Annotated in this window: 11 protein-coding genes; all 11 read left to right on the top strand. The window is 45.8% G+C overall.

The genetic code is table 11. The annotated features are described in order from the left end of the window. The coding region (locus AZ66_RS16215; protein ID WP_044355781.1) for an amino acid adenylation domain-containing protein at positions 1-7,648 on the top strand (7,648 nt) is incomplete at its 5' end. 313 nt (positions 7,649-7,961) lie between these two features. Continuing rightward, entirely contained in the window at positions 7,962-8,552 is a 591-nt protein-coding gene (locus AZ66_RS16210; protein ID WP_044355778.1) for a YjgB family protein, read from the top strand. Between the two features lie 559 nt (positions 8,553-9,111). Then, positions 9,112-9,372 carry a hypothetical protein gene (locus AZ66_RS16205; RefSeq protein WP_044355776.1) on the top strand — a complete coding sequence of 87 codons (261 nt, stop codon included), beginning with the start codon at positions 9,112-9,114 and terminating at the stop codon, positions 9,370-9,372. Between the two features lie 121 nt (positions 9,373-9,493). Next, on the top strand, positions 9,494-9,883 hold the full coding sequence (locus tag AZ66_RS16200; RefSeq protein ID WP_044355774.1) for an Asp23/Gls24 family envelope stress response protein: 390 nt from the start codon (positions 9,494-9,496) through the stop codon (positions 9,881-9,883). 52 nt (positions 9,884-9,935) lie between these two features. After that, the gene (locus AZ66_RS16195) at positions 9,936-11,039 is read left to right on the top strand and encodes an aminopeptidase (protein ID WP_044355772.1); all 1,104 of its coding nucleotides are present in this window, start codon (positions 9,936-9,938) and stop codon (positions 11,037-11,039) included. Between the two features lie 175 nt (positions 11,040-11,214). Next, positions 11,215-11,766 carry a TetR/AcrR family transcriptional regulator gene (locus AZ66_RS16190; RefSeq protein WP_044355770.1) on the top strand — a complete coding sequence of 184 codons (552 nt, stop codon included), beginning with the start codon at positions 11,215-11,217 and terminating at the stop codon, positions 11,764-11,766. A gap of 184 nt (positions 11,767-11,950) precedes the next feature. Beyond that, complete coding sequence (locus AZ66_RS16185; protein ID WP_044355768.1) at positions 11,951-13,330, top strand: alpha/beta hydrolase family protein; 1,380 nt, start codon at positions 11,951-11,953, stop codon at positions 13,328-13,330. Positions 13,331-13,459: 129 nt separating this feature from the next. Further along, positions 13,460-15,055, top strand: a complete 1,596-nt coding sequence (locus tag AZ66_RS16180) for a basic secretory protein-like protein (RefSeq protein ID WP_044355766.1) — start codon at positions 13,460-13,462, stop codon at positions 15,053-15,055. Positions 15,056-15,356: 301 nt separating this feature from the next. Then, a complete protein-coding gene (locus tag AZ66_RS16175; RefSeq protein WP_021262984.1) occupies positions 15,357-16,304 on the top strand; it encodes a carbohydrate ABC transporter permease in 948 nt (315 codons plus the stop codon). A 17-nt stretch (positions 16,305-16,321) separates the two neighbouring features. Continuing rightward, a complete protein-coding gene (locus tag AZ66_RS16170) occupies positions 16,322-17,158 on the top strand; it encodes a carbohydrate ABC transporter permease (protein WP_044355764.1) in 837 nt (278 codons plus the stop codon). A 191-nt stretch (positions 17,159-17,349) separates the two neighbouring features. After that, positions 17,350-18,720, top strand: coding sequence for an ABC transporter substrate-binding protein (locus AZ66_RS16165; RefSeq protein WP_044355763.1), 1,371 nt, complete (start codon positions 17,350-17,352; stop codon positions 18,718-18,720). Positions 18,721-18,856: the final 136 nt, after the last annotated feature.

Raw genomic sequence — 18,856 nt, 5'->3', positions numbered from 1 at the left:
ACTGTGCCTCGGAGGCGCCGGGGTCGCCCGCGGATACTGGGCACGCGAAGAGCTGACCAGGGAGAAGTTTGTCGATCATCCGTACCTCCCCGGGGAGCGGATCTACCGGACGGGCGATTTGGCCCGCTGGCTGCCAGATGGTAGACTGGAGCATTTAGGACGGATCGACCATCAGGTGAAGATCCGCGGGTACCGGATCGAACCGGGCGAGATCGAAGCACATCTGCTGCGAATCGACGGCGTTAAGGAAGCGGTCGTAACCGTTGCCGCTGGGGAAATGCAGGAACTGTGCGCCTATGTAACGGGCAGCGGTGAGCTCACGGCGCAGGCGATGCGGAGCAAGTTGGCGGCGGGCCTTCCGTCATATATGATCCCTTCGCACTTTGTTCGCCTAGAGAAGATGCCGCTCACGCCAAACGGGAAGCTGGACCGCAAGGCACTGCAAGCGCCGGAAGGGACGCTGAGTACGGGAACGGAGTATATAGCGCCGCGCACGACGACGGAAGCGAAGCTGGCGCAGCTATGGCAAGAGGTGCTGGGACTGGAGCGTGTCGGCATTCACGATAACTTCTTTGACATCGGGGGCCACTCGCTCCGGGCGATGACGCTTGTATCGCGCATTCATCAGACGCTGGAGGCGGAGATTCCGTTAAGAGACGTGTTCCGTTGTCCGACAGTCGAAGAGATGGCGCAGGCGATCTCCGGGTTGGAGCAGAAGGAGTATGCAGCTATTCCTCTCATCGAAGCAAGGGACTACTATCCGGTGTCCTCGGCACAGAAACGGATGTACATTTTGCAGCAGATCAACGGGGCAGAGCAGAGCTACAACATGCCGGGCATGCTAATACTTGAAGGAACGCTAAACCGCAATCGCTTCGAAGAGGCATTCCGCAGTCTCATCGCTCGTCATGAGACGCTGCGCACAGGCTTCGAGATGGTGCAAGGTGAGCCGATGCAACGCGTGTACGAGACGGTCGACTTTGAAGTAGCTTTTTCACAGGCTGGCTGGAATGAGGAAGAGACCATTATACGCGACTTCGTGCAGCCGTTCGACTTAAGCAAAGCGCCTCTGCTGCGGGTCGGTTTGATCGAATGGGCAGCGGATTGCCATTTGCTGATGTTTGACATGCATCACATCGTTTCCGATGGCATATCCATGGACATTTTGGTTGAGGAGTTTGTCCGCTTGTACAGCGGTGAGGAACTGCCTTCGCTGCGCATTCAGTACAAAGATTACGCAGTGTGGCAGCAATCTGAGGCCCAGAAAGAACAAATGAAACAGCATGGCTCTTATTGGATGAAAGCATTAGGCGGAGAACTGCCTGTGCTGGAAATGCCAACAGATTATGTACGTCCTGCGATACAGAAATACGAGGGCAGCTCTCTGGAATTCAAGATCGACTCAAAGCAAAGGGATGCATTGCACCAACTTGCCGCCCGAAACGGCGTGACGCTATATATGGTGTTGCTGGCCGTCTATAAAGCTTTTTTGCATAAATATTCGGGGCAGGAAGACATCATCATCGGTGTGCCGATTGCGGGGAGAACCCACAGCGACTTGCAAGGTTTGATAGGTATGTTTGTCGGGACATTGGCCATCCGCAGCTATCCAGCGGGAGAGAAGCCGTTTCTGTCTTATTTGAAAGAAATCAAGGAAACGATGCTGAGCGCCTATGAACACCAGGACTACCCGTTCGAAGAACTGATTGAACAGGTGCAAGTCAATCGAGACTTGAGCCGCAACGCGATCTTTGACACGATGTTTGTTTTGCAAAATAAAGAAAGCAAGCCGTTTGAACTCGATCAGCTCCTGATGAAGCCATATAATACCGAGCATAAGACAGCAAAATTTGATTTAACCTTGCAGGCTGTGGACGAAGAAGCCGGAATAGCTTTCCATTTGGAATACGCAACTTCATTGTATAAGCTTGAAACCGTGCAACGGTTTGCGAGACACTTTGTGCAGTTGATCGCCTCAGTGATCGAAAATCCGCAGGCGAGCCTTGCAACGCTGCAAATCGTGGCGGATGAAGAACGAGTGCAGCTGATCAGTTTGTTTAACGATACCCAATTAACGTATCCTCGAGAGCTTGCGATCCATCAATGGTTTGAGGAGCAGGCCGAACGAACGCCACATGTACCTGCCGTTTTATTCGGGGAGAAGCAATGTTCCTATGGAGAGTTGAACGAGAAAGCAAATCGTTTGGCGCGGACGTTGAGAAGGGCCGGGGTAGAAGCAGAACAGTTGGTAGCCATTGCGGCTGAACGTTCTATTGAGATGATTGTCGGTATACTGGCAATCCTGAAAGCGGGAGGAGCCTATGTGCCGATCGACTCTCAATATCCGGAGGAACGCATACGTTACATGATGCAGGATGCAAATATTCGCGTACTGCTAATTCAGAGCCATTTACAACAAACTGCCTTTGCTGCTGAGAAGGTTGTGCTTCTCGATGACGAGCTAGCTTACGACCAAGATGGTACCAATCTGAAGTCGCTCACAGGGCCGACTCATCTGGCGTACGTCAACTATACTTCGGGCTCTACAGGAACTCCCAAAGGAGTCTGCGTTACACAGCGCGGGGTTGTACGTCTTGTTGCCCAAGCAAGTTACGTAGACATCTGTGAAAGTGATGTCTTTTTGCAAGGGTCAACCATTTCCTTCGATGCTGCGACATTTGAGATTTGGGCCAGCTTGCTGAATGGAGCGTCTTTAGCGCTCATGCCTCCAACCAGCTTGTCGCTGGAAGATTGGACGCAAGCGATTCGGAAGTATCAGGTCACGATTGTATGGCTAACGGCAGGATTGTTTTCGGTAATGGCTGAACATCAACTCGAAGGATTGGCAGGGGTCAAGCAATTGCTCGTGGGGGGCGATATTGTATCGAAACCGCATGTGAAAAAAGTTTTGGAACGCTACCCGAACCTGCGATTAATCAACGGGTACGGCCCGACGGAAAACACAACGTTTACATGCTGCCATACGATCAGCTTGGAGGATATGGATCGATCTACCATTCCGATCGGTCGTCCAATCAGCAATACACAAGTGTATGTGCTGGATCGAGCAGGCATGTTGTTGCCTCTGGGCGCGGTGGGAGAACTGTATGCGGCTGGAGAAGGCGTAGCTCGAGGTTATTTGAATCTGCCTGAACTTACAGCGGAGAGGTTTGTAGACAATCCGTTTACACCAGGTGGAAAAATGTACCGAACAGGCGATCTCGCTCGCTGGTTGCCAGACGGTACCCTCGAATACGTGGGACGAACGGATCAACAGGTAAAAATTCGCGGGTACAGGATCGAAGTTGGAGAAATCGAGGCGTTGCTTGGACAAATCGATGCTTTGCGCGAAGCCGTTGTGATCGCAAGGACTGCTGAAAACGGAGAACGGCAGCTATGTGCGTATGTTTTAGCTGATCGGAAACTGGCTGCAGGCGAACTGCGAGAACACTTAGCTCAGCGATTGCCAAATTATATGATTCCTGCGTACTTCGTGCAGATCGATCGGATACCGCTGACGGCAAATGGTAAAATCGATCGAAAAGCGCTGCCGGCGCCGGAAGAAAACCTTCTGGCTGCGGCTGAATATGCAGCGCCCCGAACTCGCGTCGAAGCGCAGCTCGTGAACATTTGGAAAGAAATACTTGGTCTTGACCGCGTAGGTGTGCGCGACAACTTTTTTGAAATCGGCGGTCACTCTTTGCGCGCTACGACCATGGTGAGCCGTCTGCACAAAGAACTGCAAGTGAACGTACCGTTGCGGGATGTATTCCGGTTCTCTACCATCGAGCTGCTTGCCGAGGCCATAGCAGATAGAGAGCAGCAGACGTTCACTGCTATCGAACCTGTCGAAGAGCAGGCGTATTATGCAGTGTCTTCCGCGCAAAAGCGGCTGTATATCTTGCACCAGCTCGAAGAAACGGGACTGAGCTACAATTTGCCTATAGTGCTGGAACTTCAAGGAGCGCTTGACCGACAGCGGTTTGAATCCGCGCTTCACAAGCTCATTGCCCGTCACGAGACGCTGCGCACAAGCTTTCACATGGCAGAAGGCGAGCCTGTACAATGTGTTCATCATGAGGTTGGCTTTACTGTGGAATACGTGCAAGCAAGCGAAACGGAAGCCGCGGAAGCCGTTCGTACCTTTATTCGCGCTTTTCATCTGGAGCTGCCGCCGATCTTACGCGTCGGGCTGATAGAGCTTACGTCTGAACGCCATTTGTTCGTGCTCGACATGCACCACATCATTTCCGATGGCGTATCGATAGGCATTTTGGTAGATGAATTTGCTCGCTTGTATGAAGGGGAAGAACTTCCGCCTCTGCGTATTCAATACAAAGACTACGCGGCATGGCAGCAGTCCGAGACGCAAATAAAGCGCAAGCAGCAGGAGGAGGCCTATTGGTTGAATATGTTCAGCGGGCCTATTCCTGTTCTGGAGCTGCCAACCGATTATGTCCGGCCTGTGGTGCAAAGCTTCCAGGGAGAAGCGATGTCATTTATGCTTGGGAATCCGTTGAGCCAGCGCTTGAAACGGATAGCAGCAGAAACCGGATCGTCTCTGTATATGGTACTGCTGGCGATATATACAACCTTGCTGCATAAATATTCGGGTCAAGAGGATATTGTTGTTGGTACGCCGATTGCAGGCAGATCACATAATGACTTGGAGTCACTGGTGGGTATGTTTGTGGGCACGCTAGCGATACGCAGCTATCCGGCAGGCAACAAAACATTTTTATCGTATGTAGAAGAAATAAAAGAAACGATGCTTGATGCCTACGAGCACCAAGGCTATCCATTTGAAGAATTGGTAGAGAAGGTGCAGGTCAAAAGGGACAGAAGCCGCAACCCGATATTCGATACGATGTTCGTTCTGCAAAATATGGAACAAAGAGATTTGCAAATCCAGAGCTTGCACATCCAGCCCTATGCAATCGAACATTCCGTAGCGAAGTTTGATCTCACCTTCCAACTGGTAGAGGTGGAGAACGGAATCTCGTGCAGCATCGAGTACGCTTCCTCCTTGTTCAAACGAGAGACCATTGCGCGGATGGCGAAACACTTCGAGCAGTTGATTCATGCGGTTACGGCAAATCCTCAGGCACAGATTGCGTCATTAGAGATCCTAACTGCGGAAGAGCGCGCACAGCTTGAGGCACGTAATGCCACAGCTTCGGAATATCCTCGAGAAGCAACGGTATACCAATTGTTCGAGCGGCAGGCGGAAAAAACGCCAGAAGCGGTAGCCATCATTCATGAAGAAGAGCAAGTGACATACAGTGAGCTGAATGCCCGTTCCAATCGCTTGGCAAGGACATTGCGGGCAGCCGGCGTACGAGCGGATCAATTTGTCGGCATTTTGGTGGATCGGTCGGTGGAAATGATCGTCGGCATACTAGGTGTGCTAAAAGCCGGAGGAGCTTACGTGCCGATTGATCCGGAGTACCCGGAACAACGTATTTGTTACATGCTGGAGGACTCCGGTTCGCAGGTGCTTCTCACGCAGCATCATTTACGGGCTCGCGTACAGTTTGAAGGAAAGCTTATCGATCTAAACGATCAGGCTGCCTACAGCGAAGATGAATGGAATCTCGATCCGGTATCAAGCGCCAACGACCTTGCTTATGTGATTTATACATCAGGAACGACAGGAAATCCGAAGGGAGCAATGATTACTCATCAGGGCCTGACGAATTATTTATGGTGGGCGAAAAAGGTATATGCTGCCGGGGAAAGGTTGGATTTCCCGCTGTACTCTTCCATTTCCTTCGACTTGACGGTGACATCCGTATTTACGCCTTTGCTTACAGGCAGTCTGATTCGGATTTATAGCGGGGAAGACAAAGCGCTATTAATTGAGCGGATTGTAACGGATAATCAAGTCAACATTGTCAAGCTGACGCCAGCTCATTTACGTTTGATCAAGGAATTGAAGGTCACGCTCGGATCGAGCATCCGAAAGCTGATTGTCGGTGGAGACAATCTTGGCACAGATCTGGCGAGAAGCATCCATGACCAATTTGGCGGAGAAATCGAGATATTCAATGAATATGGCCCGACAGAAACGGTTGTCGGCTGCATGATTTATCGATACGATCCGGCAACAGATACAAGCGGTTCGGTTCCCATTGGCGTACCGGCTGCGAATGTCAGCATCTATTTGCTCAACTCGGATGGCAAGCAAGTTCCAATAGGGGTACCAGGAGAAATCTATATTGCTGGAGATGGAGTAGCGAGAGGGTACCTCAACCGCTCCGATTTGACGGCAGAGAAGTTCGTAGACCATCCACTCGCTCCTGGAAAGCGGATGTACCGCACAGGAGACTTGGCAAAAATGCAGGATAATGGAAACTTGGAATATTTGGGTCGTGCAGATGACCAAGTGAAATTACACGGTTTCCGCATCGAGCTGGGCGAAGTGGAAGCCGCTCTGACGAAAGTGAAGGAGGTGAAGGAAGCGGCGGTCATCGTTCGCGAAAATGGAGCGAAGGAGAAGAGTCTATTCGCATATGTCGTAGCGGATACTGAGCTAGTGGCCGGAGCACTGCGGAGAGCCTTATCCAAGCAGCTCCCAGCCTATATGATTCCGACCCGATTCGTGCAGCTGGATATGCTGCCGCTTACAGCCAATGGCAAAGTCGATCGCAGAGGCTTATCTCATATACAGCTCAATGAGCCTCTTCAAGCAAATTATACAGCACCAAGAAATGCGTTAGAACAAGCGCTTGCCGACATTTGGCAGGAGATTCTCGGCTTAGAGAGAATCGGCATTCACGATAACTTCTTCGATATTGGCGGACATTCTTTGAAGCTGATTCAAACGATTGGTGAAGCACGCCGTAGATTGGACGTTGATATATCGTTTAGTGCCGCCTTCGCTTACCCGACGGTTATGGAACTCGCTGATTACCTTCAAAGCGGAAGCAGCTCAGACGATCTAGTGAAGCAGCCAACTGAAGGAGTGTCCGTGTGGAACGAAAACAATGCAAACGGCATAACCTTGCATTGTTTCCCGCCTATCGTCGGGTTTGGTCAAGTATTCACGATGCTGGCGACATTACTGCGAGATACGGCTGCTATATATGCCTATGATTTTATTAGCTGCGAAGATGTAGTCTCATACTTTGCACAAAGCGTTCACAAGCTGCAGCCTCAGGGTCCGCTTTATTTGTTGGGTTACTCTGCCGGAGGCAACCTGGCGTTTGAAGTGGCCAAGCAGTTGGAACAACAAAATCGCGAGGTAGCCGGCATCATTATGCTTGATGCCTACCCAAGAGATTCGCATATCTTGGACATGCCGCAAGAAGAGTACCTGGAGACGCTGCAAGAAGAAATTTCTCTATTTCTACGTTATGTTCCAGGACTAGACGCAGAAGAAGTGAGACAAAACATAACGGCTTACAAGAATTGGATCGATAATATGGCAACGACAGGAGAAGTTCGGGCAGACATTTATCTGATTCAATCGTCAGAAGCAACAGGCGAAGAAGAACGCGGATGGACGTCATGGAGCGAGTTAACAACTGGACAGTTGCACTTCTATTCAGGAGACGGCAAACACGAGCAGATGCTGGAAAGAGACTATGCCCCAATAAACGCATCGCTCATAAAAGCGATTTTGGAAAAATCCAAAGCTTACAAGTAAAGAAAAAAAGGTTGACCATTGCATGTAAACGGGTACCCATAGACAGGACACTAAGAGAAAAAAGGTGTTCAGGCTGTGGGTATCTTTTCGTATAATGAAGTAAACATGAAGGGGATGACATGAATTTCCTCCTGAGTTGAATTTCCTTATTAGGGAACCCTCTTTTGGATTCAATATGTCAGAAATGACATTTCATTTTCATGAGTTCGTAACACAATCACTTTCCGATAAGACTATAGTTAGGATGAGAATTGGCTTAAACTATGAGATAGAAAACATGTGGTTAATTCATGGTACAAGGAGAGGATCCAACATGAAGTTTACATCTACTAAAAAAGTTTGGGCTGCCTTTGCAGTTGCGGGGGTTAGCGGAATTGGTGCGTCTTTGGTGAACTCTTCGGTTTTACCGGTACAGCAGGTTGAAGCTGCAGCCGCAAGCCAAGATAACTACGCTTCCGAACATGCACTCCAAACGTTAATGAGCTTTTATAAACAAGCGTTGGAAGGAAAATTTCCGGGAGCAGTAAGCAACCTGACGGTTGGAAAAAGCACCAGAAAAGATGTCTTTAAAGCCATCGGCGATCCTGAACAACCCCGAGAAGACGTAAACGGTTATGACGTATACAGCGCTAACATGGGTAACCCCGGTTATGCCATCACCTATCAATCCGATAAAATTCGCGAAATCCGTTACTTCGGTACCAATGTTGAGAGCCAAACCAATATTGGCGGCATTACGATGAGCATGGTGAAGCAGCATTGGTTTACACCTAATTCCACAACGGCGATTAAGAACGGAAAAACGAAGCAGACCAAGCTCACATATATCCGCGGAGATTATAAAGTCGAGTTTATTTTCAACAGCAGCACCAATTTGGATCATATTAATCTGTTAGTCAAATGAGGATTTTACAAAAACCCTGAATTTGTTTCCAGTAGCTGCTAGTTTATATTCATTGTAGCGTTACATGGAAATGCTCTTAAGCTTTTTCAATACAAAAGGTTCAAAGAACTCGGTGATGAACTCATCGAGTTCTTTTTTTTGAATGTACGACTTAAGGATGGAGCTTCACCTGATACTGACCAAGCAGAGTATGACAGATATTGAGGGGTGTCCCAATCGTGCTCCAGATTTACTTAATTGGATCAAAACATAAACGAGACTCCTACAATTTAGTAGATTATATTTTCAATTGTAAGGGAAGAGTCATTCATTTATCCAAAGGGAACGATGTGGAAGGCGCCATCTAATTGCTGAAAGATTCCTGCTTTCGGAGTTTTTGAAGAGTTGACTTAGAGTTATTTTATGGTATTACAACAATATAAGTACTATAAATACCAATCCGGTACTCTAGGTACATGGATAATAAGCATAGGAGAAAACGAATGGCAGTAACTATGATTTGTTTCTTACCTATTGTGATGCCCTTGATGATGAAAATGCAGACAGAGGGAGAAATACGATGAATTTTTGGGAGATTGGTTTGATCATTGTTAATTTCATTCTTCTAGGATGGATACTATTTGCGAGTAGGGAGACAAAACGTTGGTTTATCATTGCTTTAACAGTTGCCTACTGTGTGCTTATCGCGCAGCTTTATGCTGAAGGCTATCGTTGGCAGATGATTCCGGCTTATTTGTCCTCAGGTATATTGACAGCGTGGCATCTATTTGCAAAACGGAAAGAATCGTCAGAAGTCGGGTATCGATCACGGCCCATTTAAAGTCGGTACAACGCTGTATCATTTGGGTTGATGATCGGCAAGGAAGTATTTGAGCAGTATTCAATTTCATGTTCAACGATAGATTACTATCTAACTTGGAGAGACAGAAAGGAAGATTACCATGACTGAGAAACAATGGAACAAGCATGGAGGTAACATTCTGATATCCGATGATGTCGTCGCCACGATCGCTGGTCTCGCTGCGCTTGAAACTCCAGGAATTGCTGCTATGTCAGGTGGATTGTCGGATGATTGGGTGAAGATGTTGAGTGGCAAGAACGTGCAAAAGGGGGTGTCTGTCAAGGTAGGTGAAGTTGAAGCTGCTATAGACTTGCGAGTTATTGTTGTGTACGGTATGAAAATTCATGAAGTGTGTCACCAATTGCAAGTAAACATCCGCGATGCAGTTCAAAATATGACTGGACTTAGCGTTGTAGAGATTAATGTAAATGTAGAGGAAGTCTCTTTCAAAGATGAGGAGTTGAAGGAAATTCAACGAATTAGCAAATAGGCACTGACATGCAATATAAATGGATAAAAAACAATAGGAGAGGTGTAAATATATGCTGGATCCGCGACTTACGAATTTAGCTGATATGCTCGTAAACTATTCTACAAAAGTGCAAAAGGGAGACAATGTATTAATAGATTCAACTGGAATCGATACATCTTTGGCAAAAGAACTTGTGAAAGCCGTGCATAAAGCAGGTGGGCACCCGTTCGTAAATCTGCGCGACAACGCTGTACGACGCCAGCTTTTATTAGAAGGGACGGAAGAACAGTTTAAGACCTGGGCTAAGATTGAAAAATATCAGATCGAAAAAATGGAAGCTTGTATTATTATCGACGGCGGACAGATCAACGAGATGTCAGATGTACCCGATGACAAAATGAATCTGTTTTCTTCGTTGTACAAGCCCGCTATGATGGAGGTGCTTAAATCCAAATGGATCTATCTCCGTTATCCGACTCCTTCTATGGCTCAGCTGGCAAATATGAGTATAGAAGCATTTGAAAACTTCTACTTCGATGTTTGCATGGTGGACTACGGCAAAATGGCATGTGCCATGGAATCATTGAAAGAATTGATGGAGAAGACAGATCGCGTTAACATCCAAGGGCCAGGCACGGAGCTTGCTTTTTCGATCAAAGATATCCCGGCAATACCGTGTGCTGGTGTAAATAATATCCCGGATGGGGAAATATATACCGCTCCGGTTCGTAATTCTGTGAATGGTATTATCACGTTTAACATCCCATCGCCTTACCAAGGATTCACATTTGAGAACGTTCGATTGGAGTTTAAAGAAGGGAAGATCATTCATGCGACAGCAAACAACACCGAGCGTCTAAACAATATTTTAGATGCGGATGAAGGTGCGCGTTACATAGGGGAGTTTGCAATTGGGGTGAATCCTGCCATTAGGGAACCAATGCAGGATATTCTGTTCGATGAGAAAATCGAAGGCAGCTTTCATTTCACACCGGGCCGATGCTATGATGATGCATCAAATGGGAACAAGTCAGCAATCCACTGGGACATGGTGATGATCCAACGCTCAGAGTATGGCGGTGGAGAGATTTGGTTTGATGATCGACTGATTCGAAAAGACGGACGTTTTGTGATTCCAGAACTTGAAAAGCTAAACCCCGAAAATCTAAAGTAGCTCAAACGGTGGGGGATTGTTCCTCCGATGAAGACACAAATGGCTGAACGGATTGAATAGTGCTAACTTGGTTGTTGAATTTGACCCCAAAGAGATAAAGAGTTACACTTTCCTAGTACCCAAAGTACTATAAATGGATCTATGGGTACTACTCTTGGTTTGAGGTGAACTAAGGATGAAAGAACGGATTGCCAAAACTGCTATCGCGCTATTTCATGAAAAAGGAATCAAATTTACAATGAATGATTTAGCGCGCGAATTAGGTGTAAGCAAAAGCACGCTGTACGAGCATTTCCCGTCCAAGGATGAACTTATAGGTTATGTGGTTCAGCAAGTAAACGAAGAAACGGAAAGACGTTTTCGAGAAGTGATCCAAGATACGAGTTTGACCATATCTGAAAAGTTAAAAGGTATACTCTTAATTGTCCCTCATGATTTTCAGAACAGCTATGTACGCTTACTGGTCGAACTTCGGCGGTACTACCCCGAACGGTGGAGGGAAATGGAACAAGCCATTAATGATGAGTGGGATATCATTACTAGTCTCATTGAAGAAGGCATTCATAATGGTGATTTTCGTCCAATGCACATTCCAACGCTGATCCAAACCCTCAATTTCTTAATGAAATCGATTTTCGATCAGCGTAATTTAGCTTCCAGCCAAATTACGGTGCAAGAATCTCTTTCAATGATGGTAGATATCATATTGAATGGAATTAGGAAGTAGGATGAGGCTCCATTTGTTAGAGCTGAGAAAAACAATACTTACAGGTTGCCGTTCTTCTCAGCTTTTTTTGTTTTCGTGGATTCACTTCGAGCAAATATATGCAGTACTTATAACGTTTGTACCAGAAATAATTTCGCGGTACTAATAGTACCTAAATGAAAATGAGGAAAGGTGGGAGAATCCGATGGGATTTTGGGAAATCGGGTTGATCTTTGTTAATTTCGTCCTTCTAGGATGGACTCTATTTGCAGGCTGGAAGACAAAACGGTGGTCTGTCACCGCCTTGACGGTTGCCTACGGTGTTCTTATCGTACAGCTTATCGCTGAAGGCTTCCGTTGGCAGATGATTCCGGCTTATTTGTCCCCATTTATATTGACAGTATGCTATCTATTGGCCAGGAGCAAAGAGAGCCCAAGAAACAGAATTACGGTCACGGTTCGTACATTGCTGCTTGTCATTTATTTGTCTGTTGCGGTCGCAATGCCTGCACTCATGCCTGTATCTTTATTTAATAAACCGACCGGCCCATTTATAGTCGGCACAACGCTGTATCATTGGGTTGATGATCAGCGGGAGGAACTTTTTACAAAAGATCCGAATGACCGGCGCGAGCTAATGGTACAGATTTATTATCCTGCAGGTGATAAAGGCGAGGGGAATCGCGAGCCCTTTATCCGCAATGCGCATGAGGTTGCAAATGGACTGGAAGCAGATTTGTCCGTCCCGGCATTCGTACTAGGCCATCTGAATTTGGTGAAATCGAATGCGTTCACGGAAGCCCGGCTATCAGACGCCGAGAACCGTTATCCCGTATTGATCTTCTCCCATGGTTTGAACGGTTTTCGCAATCAAAATACGTTTCAAGTCGAGGAGTTAGCAAGTCAAGGTTATATCGTCTTATGTATCGATCATGCCTATGACGCTGCGGCTACCGTCTATCCAGGCGGTCGAACCGCATACTTTCAGTCTACGAATCTAACTGAACTTGCTGAAAGAGATCGCCATATCAAATTATGGCGGGAAGATACCGCTTTTGTGCTAGATCAAGTGGAGAAGCTTAACCGAGGCGATGTAGACGACCGCTTTACGGGAAGGATCGACACTTCGCGAATCGGGATGTTCGGCCATTCTTACGGTGGAGCTACCGCCGCACAAATGCTGGTGGAGGACTCCCGCATCAAAGCAGCCATTAATATGGACGGTCTGTTATATGGGTCAAATGTGCCAGATACGGGAATCGGCAAACCGTTTCTGAGCATGAGCGCAGGGATCATCGATGATCCACTTGAAGATATCAAGGTAATCAACAACCGCAACGAGCGTGCGCTTGCCGGCGGTGGCATGTCGATGGTCGTTCCTCACACGGATCATACGAGCTTCACTGATTTTCATCTGATTTCACCTTTATTGCGAAGCCCAGGCGAAGATCCGCGGTACGTTCATCGTATCATTAACGAATTCAGTCTCGCTTTTTTTGACCTCTATGTGAAACAGACAGGCGACAGCTCGGCACTAGAGAGGTTGGCCGCAAAATACCCGGAAGTTAATTTTAAAGTGAACTAAGAGTAGGGGAAATATGAATATGGATAGAGGCAGGCATAACGCACGCAGTTTTTTGAGATGAACATGATCTCACAGCCGAATAACGGATGACTGAGTACCGAATATTACAAAAAGAGGAGAAAGACAAACATGAAAAAAACAGGAGCACTTATCTTAGCGGCCGCAATAGGATTAGGTTTTAGCAGCAATGTACATATTCCGGTTGCTATAGCAGCCGAGTCGACTCCGACCATCCTGCCGATCAATTTAGCTGTAAACGGGACGGTAACCGCAAGTGGTGAAAATGGGTCGCATGAGGGCAAGGATAAAGCGTTCGATCAGTATATTTTTTCGAAGTGGTTAACATTCAGTACTCCAGCATGGCTGCAATATAAATTCACGACTGCAAAGATCGTTAACTCGTACTCCATTACAACCGCGGAGGATGAGCCTGGAAGAGATCCGAAAAGCTGGGTATTAAAAGGATCCAATGACGGGATTGTCTGGGATGATCTGGACGCGCAGCAGAATCAAAGCTTCACCTCCCGACATCAAACGAAAACCTATTCATTTGCCAATACGGCTGCTTATAAATTTGTGAAGTTTGATAACTTTGCTAATCAGTACGATGACGGCGGGATGCTGCAGTTGTCCGAAATTAAGCTATTCGGTAATGATGTGCAGACTTTCAGCACGATCAAGCCTACGGTTACTGCCAGCGGAGAAAATGCCCCAGACGATATCAAGGCGAATCTGGTTGACGGATCAAGCAATACCAAGTGGCTGACTTGGAACAATACGGCATGGTTGCAGTTCGACTTTGGCGAACAGGTTATGATCGATGGTTACGCGCTTACGTCGGCTAAATCGTACAACAATAGTCCCGATGCTGATCCGAGAAGCTGGGTTCTGCAGGGATCCAATGATTCTATTAACTGGACGGATTTGGATACGAAAAGCGATGAGAACTTCAAGCTTCGCCATCAACGTAAACATTACTTATTGATTAATAATACAAATGCCTATCAGTACTATAGGCTCAACAATATCCAAAATCATAGCGGCTATGCTTTGCAATTAAGCGAAGTTGAATTTTCGCGCACGAATGACATGTGGCATACCGAGAACCCGATCATCGAAGTTCAGAACCTTGCGGGCTATAGTTTATTCGATCAAGCTCTACCCAATGCCGAGCAAGAAATTTTGACGATCTTGCGTAAAGCAAATGAAATTTTCTACAAGAGTCCGGCAGAGATGCCGATTAGAGTAAAGAAAATTCTGGTGCAAATTGAAGACGTTCCTGGAGCTGCCTGGATATCAGGAGACAATGAGTTAAAAACGCTTGGTATCAGTTCTCAGCATCTCGCAAATTTCGGAGCTAATCTCAACACCTTACGCGATGAAATTATCGGCATTCTTTATCATGAATTGGGTCATGCTTATCAATATAGCAACTTTGATGTGGAAGCAGTAGCTGATAGCTTGCGTTACGAAGCGGGTTATCATGATCGTTATCGTATCAGCCCGGGTGGAACTTGGTCTAGCAATGGAACAGCGAACTTCATTCGCTGGATTGAAGATACGAAACATCGCGGATTCATCCGTGCTTTAAATGCGGAAAGGATTCCCTATGGCATGAATGAACAACAAATTCAATTGTGGAAAGAAAGTCAATTTCAATTGATTACTGGCATAGACGTGAATACCCTCTGGTCTCAATATCAACAATCACTTTCTAATAATTGATTAGGTATCTCAGTCTTGAGAAAGAGAGTGATGGGCGGCCCTTACATGGAAAAGTAGGGGTCGCTTTTCTGTTTACATTACATTTCTTCCCCGTTTCGAGTGATCCAGCTCTCTCCATCTCCGGCTTATCTCATCAAGCCCTTCATCTAAATGATGCTCAATAGTAGTCAACTCGTTGCATGTTTCCTTACACGACAAAGGTCAAAATTTTACCCACACTAGGTCATAATCCATCCTTTGTTCTCCCTTGTCTGCGGCTTATGATGAAGTCAACAAATTATAAGCTGAGGTGACATAAAAAGTGGAAGAGACAAAATCAAGTTATCAGCTTCCAAAGCAGCAGGCGGAGAGCGGAGTGAAAAAATTTTGGTCGCCACGGAGAAAGGAAGCATTAGTTGGTTGGCTGTTTTTACTGCCAGAAATTGTGGGTATGTTAATGCTTAATGTATTTGCTCTTGGGTTTTCATTGTATTTAAGTTTTACAGATTGGGATTTATTGTCTGGGGTATCAGGTATTAAATTTGCTGGTCTGCAAAACTTCATTCATTTATTTCAAGATCCAACGATATGGAAGGCATTATATAACAACTTAGTATATACGGTGTTAACCGTGCCAATTCCGATTGCGGTTGCGCTTGTGTTAGCAGTTGTTATTCATAGTAAAGTCTACTTTAAAGATTACTTTAAAGTCGTATTCTTTATACCTTACATTTCTTCGATTATCGCTGTGGCAGCAGTGTGGAGCATCTTGTTCCACCCTTCACTAGGCCCTATCAATCAATTTCTAATGGATCTTGGTATATCGAATCCTCCGAAATGGCTCGTTGATCCGAAAACATCACTAATCGCGGTCGCTATTATTAGTGCGTGGGCAGGGCTCGGTTACACGATTATTATATACATGGCGGGATTGTCCAATATTTCCGAAGAATTATATGAAGCGGCAGAAATTGATGGGGCGACGGGACTGAAAAAGTTTTTCAATATCACGATCCCGCTGCTCCGTCCAACCACGTTCTTCTTGCTTATTACGATGCTAATTGGTTCATTTAAAGTGTTCGATATTATTTCGTATTTGACCGAAGGCGGCCCTGATAATTCATCAACGGTAATTGTATTCCGCATCTATCAAGAAGGTTTCGTCAACTACAATATGGGCTATGCATCTGCAATCTCTTGGCTGTTATTTGCGATTATCGGTCTGATTACTGCGGCAACGTGGAAGATGCGCCAAGAAGAATCATTTTAATAGAAAGGGAGAATACGATGCTAACCTTACGTAATAAGATTACTAAAATTATCGCTACCGTGTTGATGGGAGCATTGTCCATACTTTTCATCTTTCCATTATTATGGATGGTGTCGTCAGCGTTTAAATTTGAAAAAGATGTCATGCGCTTCCCGATTGAATGGATTCCATCTGCAACCAACTTTGTCAATAACTTTAAGGCAGTATGGATGCAAAAGGTACCGTTCGGTCAGATTTATTTCAACTCCATTAAAGTGGCAATTATCGTTACTTTGCTCTCGCTACTTATATCAACGATGGCAGCCTATTCCTTTACGAAACTACAATTTCGCGGTCGAAACTTTGTATTTGCCGGGCTGTTAGCCATGATGATTATTCCGGATCAAGCGACGCTCATTCCTCGTTTCATGCTTATTCGTTGGTTGGGACTATATGACACCCATGCAGCGCTAATATTGATGGGTATGTTTTCGATTTACTTTACATTCTTGTTGCGTCAGTTTATGGCCGGTGTGAGTGATGATATTTTGGAAGCTGCTAAAATTGACGGTGCAGGACACCTGCGCAGCTTCACTTCGATTATGCTTCCGCTCTGTCAGCCTGTAATCGCGACGGTGGCGATTATTAAGTTCATCTGGTCGTGGAATGATTATCAAAATCCGTTAATCTTCTTGCAGTCGAAATCTTTGTATACCGTTCCGCTAGGCATGACCTTGTTTAGGGATGATTATACGACCAACGATGCGATTATGATGATGGCGGCAGTATCAGCGATTATTCCTCTGCTGATTATATTTATTGTTTTGCAGAGACAAGTTATTAGTGGGATTGCCCTTGGTGGTGTGAAAGGGTAAGCAATACGGACTCATGATAAGATAAATCTGTAGACATCTCTAGTTTAAAGTCTTCTAATAAGTCAAAATCGTTATCGCACAAGCACAAAATTATACACGCAGGCAATTTGCAAACGTTATATACTGTCTGTAAGCGCTAACAAGGCCTTGACTCAAAGCTTACTATCATTCATTTTAGGGGGAAGTTGCACATGGCAACTAAAAGTAAACGTTATTTTCTTCTGTCCACATGCCTACTACTAGCATTAATGATGTTTACAAGCGCTTGTGGAAACAAAGCTGACGAATCCGCACAATCGAACGGTACAGAGAAGAAGGAAGTGTCCCTTAAGTACTATAACTGGGATAATGAGGCTCAACAAGAGGGTACAGACGCAATGCTGCGTGAGTTTGAAGCAGCTAACCCTGGTATTAAAGTGGAACATGTCGTGCTCGTTCCAGGTAATTCATTGGAAATGCTGAAGAAATTGGACTTCCTTATTTCATCAGGAGATGAAGTTGACGTTGTTCAATTGCCAAGTACTTCAGCGGTCGTTGAAAGAGCAGTTCGCAGTGCATTTACGCCACTAAATGAATTCTATGATAAAGAAGGTTTGAAAGCGGAAGATGAGTATTATGTAAATCCGCAAGTAGATGGCAAATATTACGGGATGCCATATACATCAGGTTATACCTATGTAATGCTCAATAAGAATGCGTTGGATGAAGCGGGACTGCCCGTTCCTAAATTCGGCTGGACATGGGATGACTATCGTGAGTATGCGAAGAAGCTGACAAAAGGCGAAGGCGTAGACAAACGATACGGAACATACTTCCATACGTGGGAGTTGTATATGAATGCCCCAGCGCAAACGGTAATGAAAGATCCGTTCCGCTATGACGATGGCAGTACAATTCTGTCTGACCCAACCTATCCGTACTTCTTCCAATTGCGCAAAGACATGGAAAGTGTTGATAAGTCAGCGAAACCATATGCGGATGTGCTAGCATCTAAGCTTAACTATCGCAGTGAATTCTTCGGTGGTAGTGCAGCGATGATCATGTCAGGCAGCTTCACGATTCCAGATCCAGGCAATCTTGAGCAGTACCCACATGATTTTGTGACTGCTTTCGCGCCAGTACCTTTGCCTCCAAAGAATGCTTTGCCTAAAGATTATGAGGGCGGTAAATACTTTGTTGGCAGTTCACAATTAGCAATGGGTTCAACAACGAAACACAAGGAAGAGTCATATAAGCTGATGCGCTTCATGTCTACAGCAGATTCAGCCAATAGACAAGAGTTTTCCGGTTGGAAGAAAGCAGATCAGACAAAACTATTGGAGCGCATGATCGGTAAAAACACCGACAAGTACGATGTAGAGTCATTGAAGAACACGCTGTTTGGCGCCGATATTAAGTATTTGGATGCTTCCAAGGTCCTTACCACTTCGAGTGCTGATTTAACAAAAGTTATCGACGATGGCTTCAGCAAATTTATGCTTAGCACGGAGCCAATTGAGAAAGTACAAGCATGGATGGTTGAAGAAGCAACGAAGATTATTAATGAAAAAGAGAAGAAGTAACGATTCGTAAGTAACCTAATAAATAGCAACGCTGAAACAAGGCGTCTCTATATTCCATGCTATATAAAGTGCAAATAGTGGGAAGAGGGACGCCTTTTCTATATGGTGCTCAGAGAAGGGGTAAAGAGTGATGAAA

The sequence above is a fragment of the Paenibacillus sp. E194 genome (assembly GCF_000935845.1).
Classification (GTDB): Bacteria; Bacillota; Bacilli; order Paenibacillales; family Paenibacillaceae; genus Paenibacillus_B; species Paenibacillus_B alvei_B.
The sequence above is the reverse complement of the archived record's forward strand: the minus strand, read 5'-3'. Positions and strand labels throughout refer to the sequence as shown.

What these genes read in the sequence shown, in the direction of transcription:
- AZ66_RS16210 (WP_044355778.1), top strand. Translation starts at nt 7,962, where the DNA reads ATGAAGTTTACATCTACTAAAAAAGTTTGGGCTGCCTTTGCAGTTGCG.
- AZ66_RS16205 (WP_044355776.1), top strand. Translation starts at nt 9,112, where the DNA reads ATGAATTTTTGGGAGATTGGTTTGATCATTGTTAATTTCATTCTTCTA.
- AZ66_RS16200 (WP_044355774.1), top strand. Translation starts at nt 9,494, where the DNA reads ATGACTGAGAAACAATGGAACAAGCATGGAGGTAACATTCTGATATCC.
- AZ66_RS16195 (WP_044355772.1), top strand. Translation starts at nt 9,936, where the DNA reads ATGCTGGATCCGCGACTTACGAATTTAGCTGATATGCTCGTAAACTAT.
- AZ66_RS16190 (WP_044355770.1), top strand. Translation starts at nt 11,215, where the DNA reads ATGAAAGAACGGATTGCCAAAACTGCTATCGCGCTATTTCATGAAAAA.
- AZ66_RS16185 (WP_044355768.1), top strand. Translation starts at nt 11,951, where the DNA reads ATGGGATTTTGGGAAATCGGGTTGATCTTTGTTAATTTCGTCCTTCTA.
- AZ66_RS16180 (WP_044355766.1), top strand. Translation starts at nt 13,460, where the DNA reads ATGAAAAAAACAGGAGCACTTATCTTAGCGGCCGCAATAGGATTAGGT.
- AZ66_RS16170 (WP_044355764.1), top strand. Translation starts at nt 16,322, where the DNA reads ATGCTAACCTTACGTAATAAGATTACTAAAATTATCGCTACCGTGTTG.
- AZ66_RS16165 (WP_044355763.1), top strand. Translation starts at nt 17,350, where the DNA reads ATGGCAACTAAAAGTAAACGTTATTTTCTTCTGTCCACATGCCTACTA.